Annotated in this window: 14 protein-coding genes and 2 pseudogenes; 9 read left to right on the forward strand and 7 right to left on the reverse strand. The window is 67.6% G+C overall.

What is annotated here, in order from left to right:
* Nucleotides 1–84: 84 nt before the first annotated feature.
* Nucleotides 85–948 (reverse strand): cyclase family protein, encoded by an 864-nt coding sequence (locus ACYSMR_RS18270; protein WP_461748062.1) that lies wholly within the window; start codon nt 946–948, stop codon nt 85–87.
* Between the two features lie 736 nt (nt 949–1684).
* Between ACYSMR_RS18270 and ACYSMR_RS18275 the strand changes: the two genes are divergently transcribed.
* On the forward strand, nt 1685–2302 hold the full coding sequence (locus tag ACYSMR_RS18275) for a TetR/AcrR family transcriptional regulator (protein WP_461748063.1): 618 nt from the start codon (nt 1685–1687) through the stop codon (nt 2300–2302).
* Between the two features lie 751 nt (nt 2303–3053).
* Here the strand turns inward: ACYSMR_RS18275 and ACYSMR_RS18280 are convergent.
* The 4 genes from ACYSMR_RS18280 to ACYSMR_RS18295 form a co-directional block, all read right to left on the reverse strand.
* Entirely contained in the window at nt 3054–3296 is a 243-nt protein-coding gene (locus ACYSMR_RS18280; RefSeq protein ID WP_461748064.1) for a hypothetical protein, read from the reverse strand.
* Between the two features lie 107 nt (nt 3297–3403).
* Nucleotides 3404–4876, reverse strand: a complete 1473-nt coding sequence (styD, locus tag ACYSMR_RS18285; RefSeq protein WP_461748065.1) for a phenylacetaldehyde dehydrogenase StyD — start codon at nt 4874–4876, stop codon at nt 3404–3406.
* Nucleotides 4877–4951: 75 nt separating this feature from the next.
* A complete protein-coding gene (locus ACYSMR_RS18290) occupies nt 4952–6271 on the reverse strand; it encodes an aspartate aminotransferase family protein (RefSeq protein WP_461748066.1) in 1320 nt (439 codons plus the stop codon).
* A gap of 48 nt (nt 6272–6319) precedes the next feature.
* The gene (locus tag ACYSMR_RS18295; protein ID WP_461748067.1) at nt 6320–6937 is read right to left on the reverse strand and encodes a TetR/AcrR family transcriptional regulator; all 618 of its coding nucleotides are present in this window, start codon (nt 6935–6937) and stop codon (nt 6320–6322) included.
* Nucleotides 6938–6940: 3 nt separating this feature from the next.
* Between ACYSMR_RS18295 and ACYSMR_RS18300 the strand changes: the two genes are divergently transcribed.
* The 4 genes and pseudogenes from ACYSMR_RS18300 (at nt 6941) to ACYSMR_RS18315 (ending at nt 10748) form a co-directional block, all read left to right on the forward strand.
* Nucleotides 6941–8158, forward strand: coding sequence for a phosphotransferase enzyme family protein (locus ACYSMR_RS18300; RefSeq protein WP_461748068.1), 1218 nt, complete (start codon nt 6941–6943; stop codon nt 8156–8158).
* A 295-nt stretch (nt 8159–8453) separates the two neighbouring features.
* Nucleotides 8454–8612, forward strand: a pseudogene (locus tag ACYSMR_RS18305) (SDR family NAD(P)-dependent oxidoreductase); the annotation flags it as partial.
* Between the two features lie 86 nt (nt 8613–8698).
* Entirely contained in the window at nt 8699–9217 is a 519-nt protein-coding gene (locus ACYSMR_RS18310) for an SDR family NAD(P)-dependent oxidoreductase (RefSeq protein ID WP_461748069.1), read from the forward strand.
* A 79-nt stretch (nt 9218–9296) separates the two neighbouring features.
* Complete coding sequence (locus ACYSMR_RS18315; RefSeq protein ID WP_461748070.1) at nt 9297–10748, forward strand: APC family permease; 1452 nt, start codon at nt 9297–9299, stop codon at nt 10746–10748.
* A gap of 236 nt (nt 10749–10984) precedes the next feature.
* On the opposite strand, the gene ACYSMR_RS18320 is transcribed toward ACYSMR_RS18315, so the two are convergent.
* Nucleotides 10985–12067, reverse strand: a complete 1083-nt coding sequence (locus ACYSMR_RS18320) for an LLM class flavin-dependent oxidoreductase (protein WP_461748071.1) — start codon at nt 12065–12067, stop codon at nt 10985–10987.
* Between the two features lie 96 nt (nt 12068–12163).
* Here ACYSMR_RS18320 and ACYSMR_RS18325 point away from each other — a divergent pair, with 96 nt between their 5' ends.
* On the forward strand, nt 12164–12919 hold the full coding sequence (locus ACYSMR_RS18325) for an ABATE domain-containing protein (RefSeq protein WP_461748072.1): 756 nt from the start codon (nt 12164–12166) through the stop codon (nt 12917–12919).
* Between the two features lie 316 nt (nt 12920–13235).
* On the opposite strand, the gene ACYSMR_RS18330 is transcribed toward ACYSMR_RS18325, so the two are convergent.
* Entirely contained in the window at nt 13236–13493 is a 258-nt protein-coding gene (locus tag ACYSMR_RS18330; protein WP_206480037.1) for a metal-sensing transcriptional repressor, read from the reverse strand.
* Nucleotides 13494–13617: 124 nt separating this feature from the next.
* Here ACYSMR_RS18330 and ACYSMR_RS18335 point away from each other — a divergent pair, with 124 nt between their 5' ends.
* The 3 genes and pseudogenes from ACYSMR_RS18335 (at nt 13618) to ACYSMR_RS18345 (ending at nt 15364) form a co-directional block, all read left to right on the forward strand.
* Nucleotides 13618–14220 carry a rhodanese-like domain-containing protein gene (locus ACYSMR_RS18335; protein WP_461748073.1) on the forward strand — a complete coding sequence of 201 codons (603 nt, stop codon included), beginning with the start codon at nt 13618–13620 and terminating at the stop codon, nt 14218–14220.
* Between the two features lie 137 nt (nt 14221–14357).
* Nucleotides 14358–14462, forward strand: a pseudogene (locus ACYSMR_RS18340) (rhodanese-like domain-containing protein); the annotation flags it as partial.
* 38 nt (nt 14463–14500) lie between these two features.
* A complete protein-coding gene (locus tag ACYSMR_RS18345; protein ID WP_461748074.1) occupies nt 14501–15364 on the forward strand; it encodes a sulfite exporter TauE/SafE family protein in 864 nt (287 codons plus the stop codon).
* Nucleotides 15365–15368 lie beyond the last annotated feature (4 nt).

Here is a 15368-nt window from a genome sequence, read left to right on the forward strand (position 1 = left end):
GGCTCCAGATAGATTCGACGTCCTGCTCCGCCGCTTTTCCGGGGATGAGGCCTTGACGTTCCACCGGCCTCGCAACGGCCTGATTCAGGCGATGGCAATCGGATGGATGGGGCTCTGGACGGCCCCGACGAGTTTGGGTGCAGCCATGACGAACATGAACTCGTAGACCTTGTCCGCTGCCAGATCCCGGGTCCAGACGTTCTCGATGATGTGAACGCCTCGTTCACGAATCAGATAGCCGTGCACCGGCAGGAATGCCTCAGGGTCGGGAGCGGGGATGACTTCGCACGCCCAGTTGTCGGTTCCGATCGCCACGACCCCGAGGGTCTCCACGAGGTACTTGGCTGCGGCGGGTCCGATGCCAGGCTCAGAGTCATCGAATGCTTCCGTGAAGGTGATGTCGCGGATCGTTCCGGTGTGGATCAAGACCACGTTGCCGGGGGTGAGCGTGATCCCCTGCCGTTCCAGGGTGCGGTCAATATCCGCTTCGGTGATCTCGTAGCCGGGCTCCAGAGCTTCAACACCCAACGCGCCGGCCACGTCGAGCAGCACGCCTCGAGTGGCCACGGGTGGAACGGTTTCGATGCCGTGCTTGACGGCCCCGCGTGAGCGGATGACCTCGGAGGTGTCGAAATCGCCGTAGTGCTTGCCGTCGATGGCGATGTGCCCGAACCCATCCAGGTGAGTCGCCACGCCGCACCACAAAGAGATGTAGTCGTCGATGCCGGAGAGCTTGTTGGAGCCGTACTCCATTTCATCGTTGACCCAGATGTGGTCGGTGAGGACCTGGAAGCTGCGTCCCGGCCAGGCGGGGCTCTCCGGGTTGGTCTGCACCGCCAGCGAATAGATTCGCCCGGTCTTGATGAGCTCCGCCGCCCTGAGCGCGTGATCAGCGGTCAGCGTTGCAATCGCACCGCCATCGATGTAGGTGGCAACTGATTCGTTCATGGGGACTCCTCAAACATGCCGGCGGCCGCGCCGGGGAGGTCGGGAGCCGCTTCCCATCAGGGGCGCGGCCAAGGAAGGAGAACGCATTGCTGAGCGGGTGATGAGGGTCACAAACAGCACCCCTGCCAGCATCATTTCCAACACCACGTTCGGAGTCAATACATATTGGGTAAAACTTGCACACGTTGATCGACTTTTGCTGGAGGTGTCCTGGGTGCGGTCGACGGGGGCGCACCGATCAATCCGGCGAGGACCCCCAGGATGAAGGCGTCGTGACGCTGCGCCGCGGGCCGGATCCTGATCCTGGCCGCTGCAGCGATGGCGCGTCGGGGGCGGCGGGCCGTGCTCGGCGGGAGTGAAGCATTGGGCACACAAGAGGAGGAATTAGGCACACCAGGGGAGGAATGGGGCGTCAGACTCCATCAGGCTTCGGCGATCTCCTCACCGCAGCGTTCCCCTCCTTGGGGTGGGGGAGCTGGTGACCGGCCCCGGTGTAGCCGTCATCTCAGGGATGGCGGCAAGGGGGGGCAGAAAGAGGGCGTACCCCTTCGTTGGCAACACCAACGTCGCGCCCGGTCAGCTGGCCGGTTGCGTGTTCGGCGCCATCCCTGAACCCACAAACCGTACTGTCCGTTGGGGGATTGCACGCTCTGTCCAATTCATGATGGGGCTGTGGCATCCTTGCAACAACGGCACGATCACACCGATCGACTGTGTATCCCAGGGAGGGTAGGACGTGGACCCGAAACCGGACGGGCAGTTGCCGTTGCGCGAACGCAACCGACTGCGAACCCAGGGGGACGTCCTCGATGCCGCAGCCGAGATTCTCAGCGCAAGCGGCTACGCCGCAACGAGCCTGGAAGAACTCAGCCGGCACGCAGGGATCTCCCGCGGAACCCTCTATGCCCACTTCCCCGGAGGCCGGGAGGAAATCGTTCGGCAGGTCTACCTGCGCATGGCCGAGGCGGTGTACGTCAGGGGCATCAGCCTGCGGGAGGAAACCCAGGACGTGGCCGGCCGGATCACCGCCCTGGCACGGGCGCTGGTGGAAATCACGAGCACCCCGGCCGGACGCTTCTACGGGATGATGGGGCCCGATATCGTGCCGGTGCTGGCGGGAATCATGGGCGATACCTCCCGGTCCTTCGAAGCCCTCATTCGCCTTGACCTTTCCGAGGCCCGCACCGCCGGGCTGCTGCAAAAGGACGCCGACATCGACGCCCTGGCTGCCGCCTTCACCGGCGCCATCCGTGCTGCCGGGGCCCAGGCCGCCACCGAGCCGCACACGGCCGCACAACAGGTGACGGCCATCAAAATCCTGGCAGAAGGCCTGCTCAGCCTCGCCTCGGTGTAGGGACATCCGCTCAGGAACCTGGCCCGTGGCCCAGCCGCCCTGCTCGAAGCACTGGCTGTTTCGGAGCGCGGCGCCCGTGCGTCCGATGCCCAGGGGCGCCAAACCGCCGTCAGCGGTGCTGATCCGATCGACCTGATGACTGTCGGTGCGCCCAGGGCTACTTGCCCGCAAGTCATCCCCGACGGATTCTCCGCAGCCCGGAAGGAGAAAGCCCGCGCCACGGGGTATCGCCGACAGTGCCGCTGCCCCGGTGACAGCGGGCCTGACTGCGGGGGTCCGTGAGCCCATCGGCAAGGTGAGGGCCCACCCCGCCCTCGACGACACTGGCGTCGCGTCGGGGTGCCAGACGCTGCGTGGCGTGGCGCAACCGGGTGGGCACCTGCTGGCCGCCGTTCCCCACACCCCGCCGGTCTGACTGGACACCACTGGGCCGACCATGATGACCGGCGCCTGGGCCGGTGGCGCTATCGGCCATGCGCACGATCATCCTGGCCATAATGCACAGCGACCGCGCTTCGACGGGGTGGAGCTCCTCTCCTGGCCCGGGGGTCAGGAGAGGAGCCCCGGATTGCGGGAGCACGGAACGGGAGACGGCGCACACGGTGCTTTGTCCTAGATGTCCCGTGTTTTCCTCCCGGCGCAGGTCCTTCTCTCGCGTCGTCTACGATCGCTCAGGACCTGGGCTCGGCACGTGGTACACGCCCGCCGCGACCTCGACGCACATTCTGGGGAACTGGCGCGAGGTCATTTCTCAGGCTGGCCTTGGCGCTGAGGGTGCTCGCGAGACCTCGTAGTCGGTGATGTCCAGCATCTTGGGCGCCCCGCTGGTCTCGTCCATGATCCACAGCACTCCGGGCTTGGCGAAGATGTCGGTGACGTAGCCGCGGTGAGTGAGACCCTTCTTGGTGTGTACCGCCTGCACATACTGGCCGCGGGCGATGACGGTCCCGTCCGGAGTCTGCAGGAAGTGGTCAATGCCAATCGGTGTGGGCATTGCGAGTACTTCCAATCCTGGTGTCGTGTGCGCGGCCGGTGGCGCGCGGATCCGTGGAGGCGGCCGGTGATCGCGGCACCGGCCGGCCGGTGCCGCGATCAGGAGCCTCAGAGGATGACGGTGGTGACCTTTTCCTCGGTGTTGGCCACGATCCCGGCCCACCCGAGTTCGCGACCGATGCCGCTGGTCTTCATCCCGCCCCAGGGCAGGGCCGGGTCGATGGCCGCCCACCCATTGATCCACACCGCCCCGGCCCGGACCTTGGCCGCCAGACGGTGAGCCCGGGAGACGTCCTTGGTCCAGATGCTGGCCGCCAGCCCGTAAGGGGTGTTGTTGGCGATGCGCAGGGCTTCGTCCTCGGTGTCGAAGGGAATGACCGCCCCGACGGGGCCGAAGATCTCCTCCTGGGCGATGCGCATGGAGTTGTCCACGTCGGCGAAGATCGTGGGCTGAACGAAGAAGCCCTGCCCGGCCGGGGCCTGGCCACCGCAGACCAGGCGGGCGCCCTCTTCCTTGCCGGCTTCGATGTAGGACAGCACCGTGTCCTGTTGCTTGCGGTTGACCAGTGCGCCCATGGTGGTCTGCGGGTCGAACGGATCGCCCACCACGTGCGCCTGAGCCGCAGCGCTCAGGGCCTCGACGACCTGGTCATAGACGGAGCGGTGGACCAGGACGCGGGTGCCGGCCGCGCAGACCTCGCCCTGGTTGAAGAACAGGCCCATGGCGGTGCCGCCCACGGCGGCCTCCAGATCGGCGTCGTCGAAGATGATCTGCGGGGTCTTGCCGCCCAGCTCCAGGGTGACGCGCTTGAAGGTCTCGGCGGCGGCGATCTGGATGGCCTTGCCGGTGGCGGGGCTGCCGGTGAAGCTGATCTTGTCCACGTCCGGGTGGCGCACCAGGGCGTCACCGGCGGTCCGGCCCAGGCCCGGGACGACGTTGACGACGCCGTCGGGGAAGTCGGCCTCCTGGATCAGCCCGGCCAGGTGCAGGATCGACAGCGGGGCGTCCTCAGCCGGCTTGACCACCAGCGTGTTGCCCGCGGCCAGGGCCGGGGCGATCTTCCAGGCGGCGATCATCAGCGGGGTGTTCCACGGGATGATCGCCCCGATCACTCCCACTGGTTCCCGGGTGGTGTAGGAGAGGGTGGGCCGGCCCATGGCGCCGGCGGTGGGAATCGTTTCCCCATAGATCTTGTCGGCCCACCCGGCGAAGTGCCGGAAGGTGGCCACCGCGTTGGGGATATCCAGCATGTGGGGCTGAGGCAGGGGCTTGCCGATGTCCAGGGCCTCCAGGCGGGCGAGGTGGTCGGCATCGCGCTCGATCAGATCCGCGACCTTGTTCAGCAACCGCCCCCGGACCGGCCCCGGGATTGCCCCCCACTCGCCTTCCAGAGCAGCCCGGGCCGCGGCCACGGCTCGATCGATGTCCTCGGCGGTGCCGGAGGCCACCTCGGTGAGCACCTGGCCGGTGGCGGGGTTGAGGTTGTGGAAGGTCCCGCCGTCGCTGTCCTGCCACTCCCCGCCGATGAGCATGCGAGTCTCCGCTTGGAGACCTTCGAGGCTGTCGATCTGTGTGGTCATGGTGCACTGTCCTTTGCCTGACATGCCCCATAGGGGCGCTATTGGATGAGGGTTGAGCGATCCGTCGTTCGAGTGTTACCGACCTAGTGCGTCCAGGGCGGTGTCCAAGTGCTCCAGCAGCAGATCGGCGTGCTCGCGGGCGAACACCAGCGGCGGGCGCATCTTCAGGACGTTGTCATGAGGGCCGATGCGGCTGATCAGCACGCCGCGTTCACGCATGTCCTCCACCAGCGCCTTCGTCACATCCGCCGCTGCCTGGCGGTCTCCGTCAGGGGTGGTGAGCTCCAGGCCGAAGAACAGCCCGCGGCCCCGCACGGAGCGCACATGGGGGCGGCCGTCGGCGATGACGTGCAGGCGGCCCCCGATGTACTTGCCAAGCTCTGCGGCCCGGGCCATGAGGTCCTCTTCATGCATCACCTGGAGGACGGCGAGTCCGGCGGCGGAGGACACCGGGCTGCCGGCGAAGGTGTTGAAGTACAGGTTGTGCCGGCCGAACTCATCGAGCAGTTCCTCAGTGGTCACCACGGCACCGACGGGGTGACCGTTGGCCATGGGCTTGCCCATGGTCACCAGATCCGGGTTCAGGTGGAACATCTGATGGCCCCACATGCTGGTGCCGATCCGCCCGAAGCCGGACTGCACCTCATCGGCGACAATCAGGCCGCCGGCGGCCTTGACGCGGGCGGCGACCCCTTCGATGTAGCCGGTCGGTGTCCGCAGCAGGCCTTCGGTGGAGAACAGGGGGTCGAAGAGCAACGCCGAGACCCCGTGCCCGGCCTCCTGCAGGGAGTCGATGGCCGCGTCGACCTCGGCCAGGGCCTGCTCGAGCAGGGCCTGCTCGTCGTCTGCCCCCACGACGTCGGGGATGTGCAGGGCCCGCACGTGGTCGCCGAGGGGCTCGGCCACCTTCAGCCCGGTGGTCAGCTCGGCCAAGGTGATGGTGTTGCCGTGGTAGCTGAAGTCGGTGACCAGCACGCCAGTGTGCCCGGTGTGCTGGCGGGCGATGCGCAGGGCCAGTTCGTTGGCCTCCGAGCCGCTATTGGTGAAGAACACCCGGTCCAGGTCGCCCTCGAAGGTGGCCAGCAGGGCCTCGGCGTACTCCACGACCCGACTGTTGAGGTAGCGGGTGTGCAAGTTGATCGTGCGCAGCTGGGCATTGATGGCGTCGGCGACTACCGGGTTGGCGTGACCGACGTGGGGGACATTGTTGTACCCGTCCAGGTAGGTCCTGCCCTGGGCGTCGGTCAGCCACACCCCGTTGCCGGAGACCAGCTCCAACGGGGTGTTGTAGAACATCGGGGAGTGCCTGCCCAGTGTGGCGTAACGGCGCGCCAGCAGATCGGAGCCGGCCTGGTGCTCGGCGGTGGCCGGCGAGGTGGTGGGTTCAGCGGTCATGGCGGTCCTTCGGTGGAGAGGCGTCAGTGCGTCGTGGTGGGTCACGGGCTAGAGGGCGGCCCGGCTAAGCAAGCCCTGAGCCAGAAGCCTGATGGCGGCGATCTGCTGCTCGGCACTCCCCGGGACGGCGGCTGCTCGGGCCCCGCAGGCGCGAGTCGCGCCGGTCAGCGCCGTGGCCAGCGCGTCGACGGCGACATCCTCCGACAGCTGTCCAGCGGTCTGCGCCGCCGACAGGTCGATCTTGATGAGCTCCTCGAAGGATTTTGACGTCAATCCCAGAACGCCCGAGAGGACCGGCACGATGTCCGGTCCCATCACCCCGTAGAAGCGGCCGGCCGGTGTGCTGGTGGCCTCCACCAGGGCTCGGGCCAGGGCAGTGATCCGGTCGACCAGCCCGTGAGCTTCCGCGCGCAAGGTGCTGCCCCGGTCGTAGACCCGGCTCGAGATGCGCAGATAGACCTCCCGCACGATCTGGTCCCGGCCCTCGGGAAAATACGCGTACACCGTGCGGCGGGAGAGCCCGGCCCGCTGGCTGAGTTCCTCCAGGGTGGTACCGGCGTAGCCGGCCTCACTCAGCAGCTCGGCGGCGGCATCGAGGATGTCCGCTCTGGCCCGCAGCTTGTTCCGTTCACGCAACGACAAGTGCTGTTCGTTCGGGGAGTCCATGGGATGACTGCCTTCTTCCCGTTCGTCGACGAGGGCCTGATCTGCCCCTCGGTCCTGACTGCAGATCAACATCTTGTTACAAGCATTGCACATCACGGGAAAAAATTGAACGCTTTGTGTACTTGCCCAACACAGGGTGCAGGATTTAGCGTTGTCGTGACGCCGCTCACACTGGCTGGTCACGCGCCCTGGAACGAGAAGGACACCACCATGGACACAGACGCAGCACTCCGCATCGTTCGCGGAGCTCTTCCGGGGTACGGCTTTGATGAGAGCTCGGCGCTCGAGCTGGTGAAGTACCGGGAGAACTACGTCTTCCACCTCATCGAGCCGGCGGGGGCCAGCTATGCCGTGCGCCTGCATCGGGCCGGATATCGGACCGATGCCGAGATCAGGACCGAGCTGGCTTATCTGCGGGCCTTGGCCGACCGCGGTCTGAGCGTGCCCGAGATCATCCCGACGGTGAACGGTGAGCTGACCTGCCTGGTGGATGCTGAGGACGGAGAGACGTTCTATCTGGACGTGCAGAAGTGGCTGGAGGCCTCGCGCCCACTCGGCGACATTGCCGAGGGCATCGAGGGAACCAGCCTCTTGGAGCCAGAAAATTTCCGCCGACTGGGCGTACTGGCCGCGCAGCTGCACCACCACACCATCAGCATCGGGCGCACACCCGGCTTCGAGCGCAGCGCCTGGGACGCGGAGGGCCTGGCGGGGGAAGCCCCCTTGTGGGGCAACCCATTGGCCGTGGAAGAGCTCAGCCGCGACGAGGCCGCTCTGCTGACCGGGGCCCTGACCAAACTCAAGGGCGAGCTGGAAGCCCTCGGCACCGCCCCGGACCGTTACGGAGTCATCCACGCGGACCTGACCCCGGAAAACGTCCTGGTTCAGGACGGCCGCCTGATCATCATCGACTTCGACGACTTCGGCGAAGGATGGCACCTCTTCGACCTCACCACCGCCCTGTTCTTCTTCGTGCCGCACCCGCGCTACGAGGACTACCGTCAGGCCCTGCTCCATGGCTACCGCTCGGCACGGCCAGTGCCCGACAGCTTCTTCGACGCCTGGGACGCCCTGCTCCTGGCCCGGGGACTGACCTACCTGGGATGGGCCTCCGACCGACGAGGCGACGAGACGGCCGAGTACATCGTCGAACACGTCGCCCCGGTAGTCCTCGAACTGGCCGCACACTACGCCCCACTGACGGCCTCACCGGCCACCTGAGCGCGGCATCCCCCGACTCCCCGTGCCAGCCGCGACACGTTGGCACACGGTCCGATCGACCCGGGGCCGACTTTGTCATGGCCGATGCACCACACCCGCCTCCTTGGCCAGGCCACCGCATCCGTGCAGGCGGCAGTCCTGACGGACGGCGCAACCAGTAGTGCGCCCTGCCCAACAGGAGCCCCACGACATTCCCACGTTGGCCCCGACCATCCCTCCGCAACCCTCCCCGGCCACCCGGCCGGGGCCGCCCGCCAGCAGGACCAGCACGAACAAGGCCGAAGGAGTTTGTGCCATGAGCCCAACCACAACACCGAAGCGAGTCATCGTCACCGGCGGCGCCTCCGGGATCGGGCTGGCCGTTGCCGCCGCCTTCCTCGAGGAGGGTGCGCAGGTCGGCATCATCAGCCGTACCCGCCGCAGCATCGACCACGCCCTGGGCGGACCGCTGGCCGGCTGCGCTGATCGTGTGCAGTGGGCCGTCGCCGATGTGGCGCAGGAGACCGCGATCCAGGGGGGATCAAGGACCTGGCCACCGCGATGGGCGGTCTCGACACGGTTGTCGCTGCGGCGGGGATCGAAGGCCAGATGGGCACCGGCGTCGGCGAGGTCACCTCCGAGGGATTCCGGGACGTCCTGGAGGTCAATGTGCTCGGGGTGTTCCACACGGTGAAACATGCCCTGCCCTACCTGGCCGAGGCGAAGCACGCGTCCGTGACGATCATCGGCTCCGACTCCGGGTTCGTCGCCACCCCCGGGATGCTGGCTTACAACGCCTCCAAGGGCGCGCTGGTCCAGCTGACCCGGGCCCTGTCCTACGAGCTCTACGAGGACCACGGCATCAGGGTCAACAGCGTGTGCCCCTCCATCGTCGACACCCCCCTGGCCCGCCGCGGACTGGGCGTCGAGAGCTTCGATGGGGCGCCCTACCCGGTCCAGTCGGCCCAGGACGTGGCCCACTCCGTCCTGTTCCTCTCCTCAGAAGGTTCGAGGGCGGTCAACGGTGTGAACCTCCTGTCCGACTTCGGCTACTCCACCCGCTCCTCCTTCCCGGCCTGACCCGCAGTACCCCCCCCCTCCCCCCCCGCACCCCTGTCAGCACCACCTTCAGATCCACCGACTCGCGAGAGGTGCCATGATGGCCCATCAGCTCCAGGAGCGGACCACCACCGCCCACAACAACCTGTCGAAGAACTCCCTGGGAGTCTTCGGCGTTGTCTTCCTCGTACTAGCAGCGGTCGCACCGCTCACCGGCATCATCGTCATCACCGCACTGGGCATCGCCCTAGGCAACGGCGGTGGGATGGTCGGGTCCTTCCTCATCGTCACCGTCGTCCTGCTGCTCTTCGCGGTGGGCTACGCCCAGATGTCGAAGGAACTCGTCAACGCGGGCGGGTTCTACGCCTTCGTACTCAAAGGGCTGGGCAGACCACTGGCCCTGGTTGCGGCCCTGATCGCCCTCATCGGCTACAACTTCTTCGTCGCCGGCGCGGTGGGGACCATCGGTTTCTTCACTCAGACCATCATCGCCCAGCTCACCGGCATCGACCTCCACTGGTTCCTCTGGAGCCTGGTCACGGTGGCGGCGGCGTTCCTGCTCAGCCGGCAAGGCATCGACTTCAGCGCCAAGGTCCTAGGAGTGGCACTCATCCTGGAAATCTCGATCCTGCTGGTCTTCGATGTCGCCGTCCTGATCCGCGAAGGTTTCACTTTTGAGGTCTTCGGCCCGCAGATCATCTTTTCCGGAGCGGTCGGCATCGGCCTGCTCTTCGCAGCCAACGCCTTCATCGGCGTGGAGGCCACCGGCCTGTTCAGTGAAGAAGCCCGCAACCCGGTCCGCACGATCCCCCGGGCAACCTTCGCCGCCATCGGCTTCATCGGTGCCTTCGCCGCCGTCACCACCTGGGCGATCATCAGCGCCATCGGGGCCACCACGGCACAGACCACCGCCGCATCACACCTCGAGACCGGAGATCTCGTGTTCACCCTCTCCGAGCAGTACCTCGGTTCCGGGCTGACCATGATCATGATGGTCCTGCTGCTGGTCAGCCTCTTCGCAGCCCTGATGGCCCTGCACAACTCCGCAACCCGCTACATCTACTCCCTCAGCCGGGCGCGGATCCTTCCCGCCGGGCTCAGTCACACCCGCGGCAACGGCACCCCACAACGGGCATCCCTCGCCCAGTTCGCCGTCGCACTGGGCGCCGCGGGCCTGTTCGCAGCCTTTGGCCTGGAACCGCTGACCACACTCATCCCCAGCATGACCGGCTTCGGCACCCTGGGCATCCTCGTATTGCAGCTGCTGGCTGCCCTGGCCGTAGTGGTCTACTTCCGCCGGGCCCGGGACCCACGGCTGTGGCGCACCCTCATCGCACCGGGACTGGGATTCCTCGGGCTGCTCGGCATCGTGGCCCTGGCCATTCTCAACTTCCCCGTCCTGGCCGGCTCGGACGCCTTCATCATCACTCTGCTGCCCTGGCTGCTGCTGGTGGCCCTGGTGGGCGGGCTCAGTTACGCGGCCCACCTCCGCTCGAACAAGCCGGAAATCTACGAAGCCCTCAACGAGGACCTGGAACGGGTCGATATCTGACGACAAACGCACCGAAGAACGGCCGGACGCGCACAAAACCGGGTATCACCGCCGGCGGCGGGACAATTCGTCGTTACACCAGCCCGGGCCAGCGTTTCAACTGCTGGCCACTGCAGGATGAATGGCCTCAGTGCCATAAACGCGTTCCATGGAGTCGCTCAAGCCCCAGGGCTGCCCCTGTGTGTTCGGCACAGCATGGCGCTGATGTGTCTCATGTCGGCATGTGCGCCGCCACGTCACTGCTCAGGATCCTGGGCCGCGGGCAGTCCGTAGTGGTCGGCGAGGAGTTCGACGGTGCGGGCCTGAGCTCGGCGAGAGTGGCCCAAGGTCACGAGCATGACCTCGTCGACGTCGGTGAGAGCGTGAAGTTGTTCGAGGTCGGCGGCGACGTCAGCGCCGGTGCCGTTGAGGAACCGATGGGTGTACAGGTCGAGCACGTGCTGCTCCTGCACGGTGGCGGGGTAGGCCTCGACCTCCTCGGGAGGGAGCAGGCTGTAGGACTTGCGCTGGAACATGCGCAGCATCGCCATGGCTGCTGTGCGCGCCTGCCTGCGGGCTTCGGCGGGATCGTCGTCGGCGATCACCCCGACGCTCACCAGCGTGTGGGGCTCGGCCAGGGCCTCGGAGGGCTGGAAGCTCTTCCGGTACAGCCGGAATGCGGTGGCGATGTCCGCGTCGCCGAACTGCAGGGCGAACGCGTACGGGCGCCCGAGCTGACCGGCCAGCTGCGCCGAGTACGGTGAAGAACCCAGGATCCAGACCTCGGGGCCTACCTCGGGTGCCGGCACCCGGTTCTGCGCCGCCTGCCACGGCCCCGGGACCGCGTGGACGCCCCGGTAGGGGTGACCCGCCGGGAAGTCGTCGCCGAGGAAGCCCAGCAGCTCCGCCACCTGCTGGGGGAACCCGGCGTTGGCCTCGTGGTGACGACGCAGTGCCGAGGCGGTGGGCGCATCCGTGCCCGGCGCCCGTCCCAGCCCCATGTCGATCCTCCCCGGTGCCAGGGCTTCCAGCATCCCGAGCTGCTCGGCGATCACCAGAGGAGCGTGGTTGGGCAGCATCACCCCGCCCGCACCGAGCCGGATCCGAGACGTTTCTCCGGTGAGGCGGGCCAGCATCAGCTGCGGCGAGGACGTCGCCGCCCCCGGCATCGCGTGGTGCTCGGACATCCAGAACCGGTGATAACCGCGCGCCTCCGCCAGTTTCGCCAGGGCGATCACCTCCCCGAAGGCGTCCTCGACGGTCTGGCCGACCGCGGTCTGGGCGTTGTCGAGCACCGACAGGGTGAACGGGGCGGTGCCCGAAGGCGGGACGGGGGTCATGCCACTCCTCAGTTCTCACGATAAAAATGTAAATTATCCGTGATGCCCAGCATAGCACTCGTATCACGGAGAATCGGTGCTGTTACCATGAGACAGATGTCGCATATCCCCTTGCCCCCAGCCCCCGGCGTCGAGGAGCATGTCAGCCTCGCCCTGGTCAACAGCGCGGTCACGCTTCCGGCCGAGCAGCACGTCGACGACCTCGCCAGCCCCGCAGAAGCCACCCGGTGGCTCATTGACCACGGCCTCGTCCCGGAGCAGACCGCGTTGCTGACGTACTGCCAGAACCAGCTGGCCGGCCTGCGCGCGCAGGTGCGCGAGCTCTTCGCCGCCCACGTCAACGGTGAGATCCCCTCCGCGTCGACGCTGGAGGCGGTCAACCAGGCGCTGAGCAGGGTGCCGAGCGCACCCGTGCTGCGGCACGACCCGCAGGCGGGGTTCCGCAGGGAGCAGGCCCACCCCGTCACCCAGCTCGTCGAGCACGCGATGGCCCAGATCGCTGAAGACGCAGCCACCCTGCTCACCAGCAGCGCGGCGCCGCTGATCACCCGGTGCCACGCCTCCCCTCTGCGACCGATACTTCCTGCGCACCCACGGACGACGGCAATGGTGCTCCACCCGGTGCGGCGACCGTGTCCGAGCCGCTCGCGCCTATGCCCGCAAGCAGGAGCGCTCCACCTCGCTGTGACCCATGCCGCCGATGGGCGGAGGGGCCATCGCCATCACCGCCCCAGTGACGGTTCAGTGGGCGGGTCGGCGAGCAGGCCGAAGGCCTCGCTGATGACGTGGCGCTTCAGGTGCCGGATGACGTCGCGCTCGACCAGTTTCTCGGCTTGGCGGCGGGCGAAATAGGACAGGATGCGGAGCTTGTGGGAGCGCACGCGCGCCAGCATGGCCCCATACGGGGCACGGTTCCCGTCCGAATTCCGTGGAGCGACAAGTGCGCCAGTCGGAGGCCAGTGGCGGCCCGGTAAACACCCGATGCTCTACATATGGCCCGTGGCAGGTTTTCCAGCAACCCCGCCACCGTCTCCTGGGTCGGATTCGCGATCATCTCCGAGGCCCTCCAGCAGGTGGTGCGCGACAGACGGCGACGGTGTGGGTGTAGGCCATGGTCGACTTCTTCGGGTATCGACCACAGGGTTCCCACCTCGCAGGCTTGGCCCACTCAGGCCAGGGAGAGGAAGAGCTTCTCCAGGTCCTTCTTGTTGAGAGTCTCGTCCGGGTTGGTCAGGCACTGCTCCAGTCCGGAGGCGATGATGGCGAATCCTGCCCGATCCAGCGCCTTGGACACCGCCGAGAGCTGAGTGACGACGTCCTTGCAGTCCTTGCCTTCCTCGAGCATGCGCACCACCGCCCCGATCTGTCCTTGGGCGCGCTTGAGGCGGTTGATCACGGGGGTCAGTTCGGTGGCGTCCAGTTGCACGGGGTTCTCCTGAGGTGGTGCGGGCGTCCCATCATCCTATACCCCCGGGGGTGTTTGCATACCCCGGGGGGTATAAGTAATACTGGGGCACACCCTTCGACGTCACCGTCCCGAAAGGACTGCCATGTCTGCTGTCTCCACCTCCGCCGCCCCTGCCGTGACCACCCTCGATCCGCAGACCCTGCGGCAGTGGATGGCCGACCACGAGGACCTGGTGATCATCGACGTCCGCTCCGGCGCCGAGTTCGCCTCCCTGCACATCGCCGGCTCCTACAACGTGCCCTTGCCTCTGCTGGCTGAGCACACCGCCGAGCTGGCCGCCCGCCTGGGTGAGCGGGTCGTGCTGGTCTGCCAGTCCGGGGTCCGGGCCGAGCAGGCCCGCCAGAAGCTGGCTGGGGCCGGGATGACCACCGCCTACGTGCTCACCGGCGGCGCCCCGGGCTTCGCGGCCGCCGGCGGTGACGTGGTGCGCGGGGCACAGCGCTGGGATTTGGAGCGCCAGGTGCGCATGGTCGCCGGGTCCCTGGTGCTGACCGGGCTGGTGGGGGGCCGGTTCGTCTCCCCGAAGCTGCGCACCGTGGCCGGGATCATCGGCACCGGGCTGACCTTCTCGGCCGCCTCCAACACCTGCGCGATGAGCAAGGCCCTGGCGGCCATGCCCTGGAACAAGACCGCGCAGGAGCCCACCGCCGCAGCCATCCAACAGATCCCCGCCACGCACGCCTGAGCCCCACCCCACCTGCCCGGGGCGGACCGAGGGCCGACCGCGCCCCTCGGTCCGCCCCGGACACCCCACCGTCGCCCACAGTCGAGCCATTCCAAGGAGCAGTCATGGCAGAGATCACCATCACCGACGCCGAGACCCGCCGCGCCGGGGTGGCTGAGGCGCTCAACGCCGCCGGCTACACCGCCGACACCATGGCCGGGGGCATGATCGCCTGGCAGCGCGCCGGACTGCCCACCCACTGACCCCACCCCCGGTTTCGCCAGGACAAGGACACTTCCTCATGACTCTCACGCTCGTGCTGACCCTGCTGCTGTCGGTGGTGATCGGCCTCTCCCTCGGCCTGCTCGGCGGGGGTGGGTCCATCCTCACCGTCCCGATCCTCACCTACCTCGCCGGGCTGGACCCCAAGGAGGCCATCGCCGCCTCCCTGTTCGTCGTCGGGGTGACCTCTGCGTTCAGCGCCATCAGCCATGCCCGCCACCGGCGGGTGAAGTGGCGCACCGGGCTGGTCTTCGGGGCCGCCGGCATGGCCGGGGCCTTCGGCGGCGGGCTGGCCGGCGGGCACATCCCCGGCACCGTCCTGATGATTGCCTTCGCCCTGATGATGGTCGCCACCTCCCTGGCCATGCTCCGCGGCCGCAAAAACACCACCACGAAAACCCACGACGGCGAACTGCCGGTGGGCAAGGTTGTTGCCGAGGGCCTGGTCGTGGGCCTGGTCACCGGCCTGGTGGGTGCTGGTGGTGGCTTCCTCGTCGTCCCGGCCCTGGCCCTGCTGGGCGGGCTGTCCATGCCCGTGGCCGTGGGCACCTCCCTGGTCGTCATCGCCATGAAGTCCTTCGCCGGGCTGGCCGGCTACCTCACCACCGTGACCCTGGACTGGGCTCTGGTCGCCGCCGTCACTGCCGCCGCCGTCGCCGGCTCGGTCGCCGGGGCGCGCCTGGCCGGGCGCATCCCGGAGGCGGCTCTGCGCCAGGGCTTCGGCGTCTTCGTCCTGGTCATGGGTGTGGTCGTCCTCGTCCAGGAGCTGCCCGGTCCGGCCGGCACCGCTGTCGGGATCACCGCCGCCACCGCGGCCCTGGCCGCGGCCGCGTGCTGGTTCGCCGTGCCCAGGTGTCCGCTGCGCATCCCCGTGACGGCCTGATCTG

This window comes from Kocuria sp. U4B, assembly GCF_054875615.1.

What these genes read in the sequence shown, in the direction of transcription:
- ACYSMR_RS18270 (WP_461748062.1), bottom strand. Translation starts at nt 948, where the DNA reads ATGAACGAATCAGTTGCCACCTACATCGATGGCGGTGCGATTGCAACG.
- ACYSMR_RS18280 (WP_461748064.1), bottom strand. Translation starts at nt 3,296, where the DNA reads ATGCCCACACCGATTGGCATTGACCACTTCCTGCAGACTCCGGACGGG.
- styD (WP_461748065.1), bottom strand. Translation starts at nt 4,876, where the DNA reads ATGACCACACAGATCGACAGCCTCGAAGGTCTCCAAGCGGAGACTCGC.
- ACYSMR_RS18290 (WP_461748066.1), bottom strand. Translation starts at nt 6,271, where the DNA reads ATGACCGCTGAACCCACCACCTCGCCGGCCACCGCCGAGCACCAGGCC.
- ACYSMR_RS18295 (WP_461748067.1), bottom strand. Translation starts at nt 6,937, where the DNA reads ATGGACTCCCCGAACGAACAGCACTTGTCGTTGCGTGAACGGAACAAG.
- ACYSMR_RS18300 (WP_461748068.1), top strand. Translation starts at nt 6,941, where the DNA reads ATGACTGCCTTCTTCCCGTTCGTCGACGAGGGCCTGATCTGCCCCTCG.
- ACYSMR_RS18310 (WP_461748069.1), top strand. Translation starts at nt 8,699, where the DNA reads ATGGGCGGTCTCGACACGGTTGTCGCTGCGGCGGGGATCGAAGGCCAG.
- ACYSMR_RS18315 (WP_461748070.1), top strand. Translation starts at nt 9,297, where the DNA reads ATGGCCCATCAGCTCCAGGAGCGGACCACCACCGCCCACAACAACCTG.
- ACYSMR_RS18320 (WP_461748071.1), bottom strand. Translation starts at nt 12,067, where the DNA reads ATGACCCCCGTCCCGCCTTCGGGCACCGCCCCGTTCACCCTGTCGGTG.
- ACYSMR_RS18325 (WP_461748072.1), top strand. Translation starts at nt 12,164, where the DNA reads ATGTCGCATATCCCCTTGCCCCCAGCCCCCGGCGTCGAGGAGCATGTC.
- ACYSMR_RS18335 (WP_461748073.1), top strand. Translation starts at nt 13,618, where the DNA reads ATGTCTGCTGTCTCCACCTCCGCCGCCCCTGCCGTGACCACCCTCGAT.
- ACYSMR_RS18345 (WP_461748074.1), top strand. Translation starts at nt 14,501, where the DNA reads ATGACTCTCACGCTCGTGCTGACCCTGCTGCTGTCGGTGGTGATCGGC.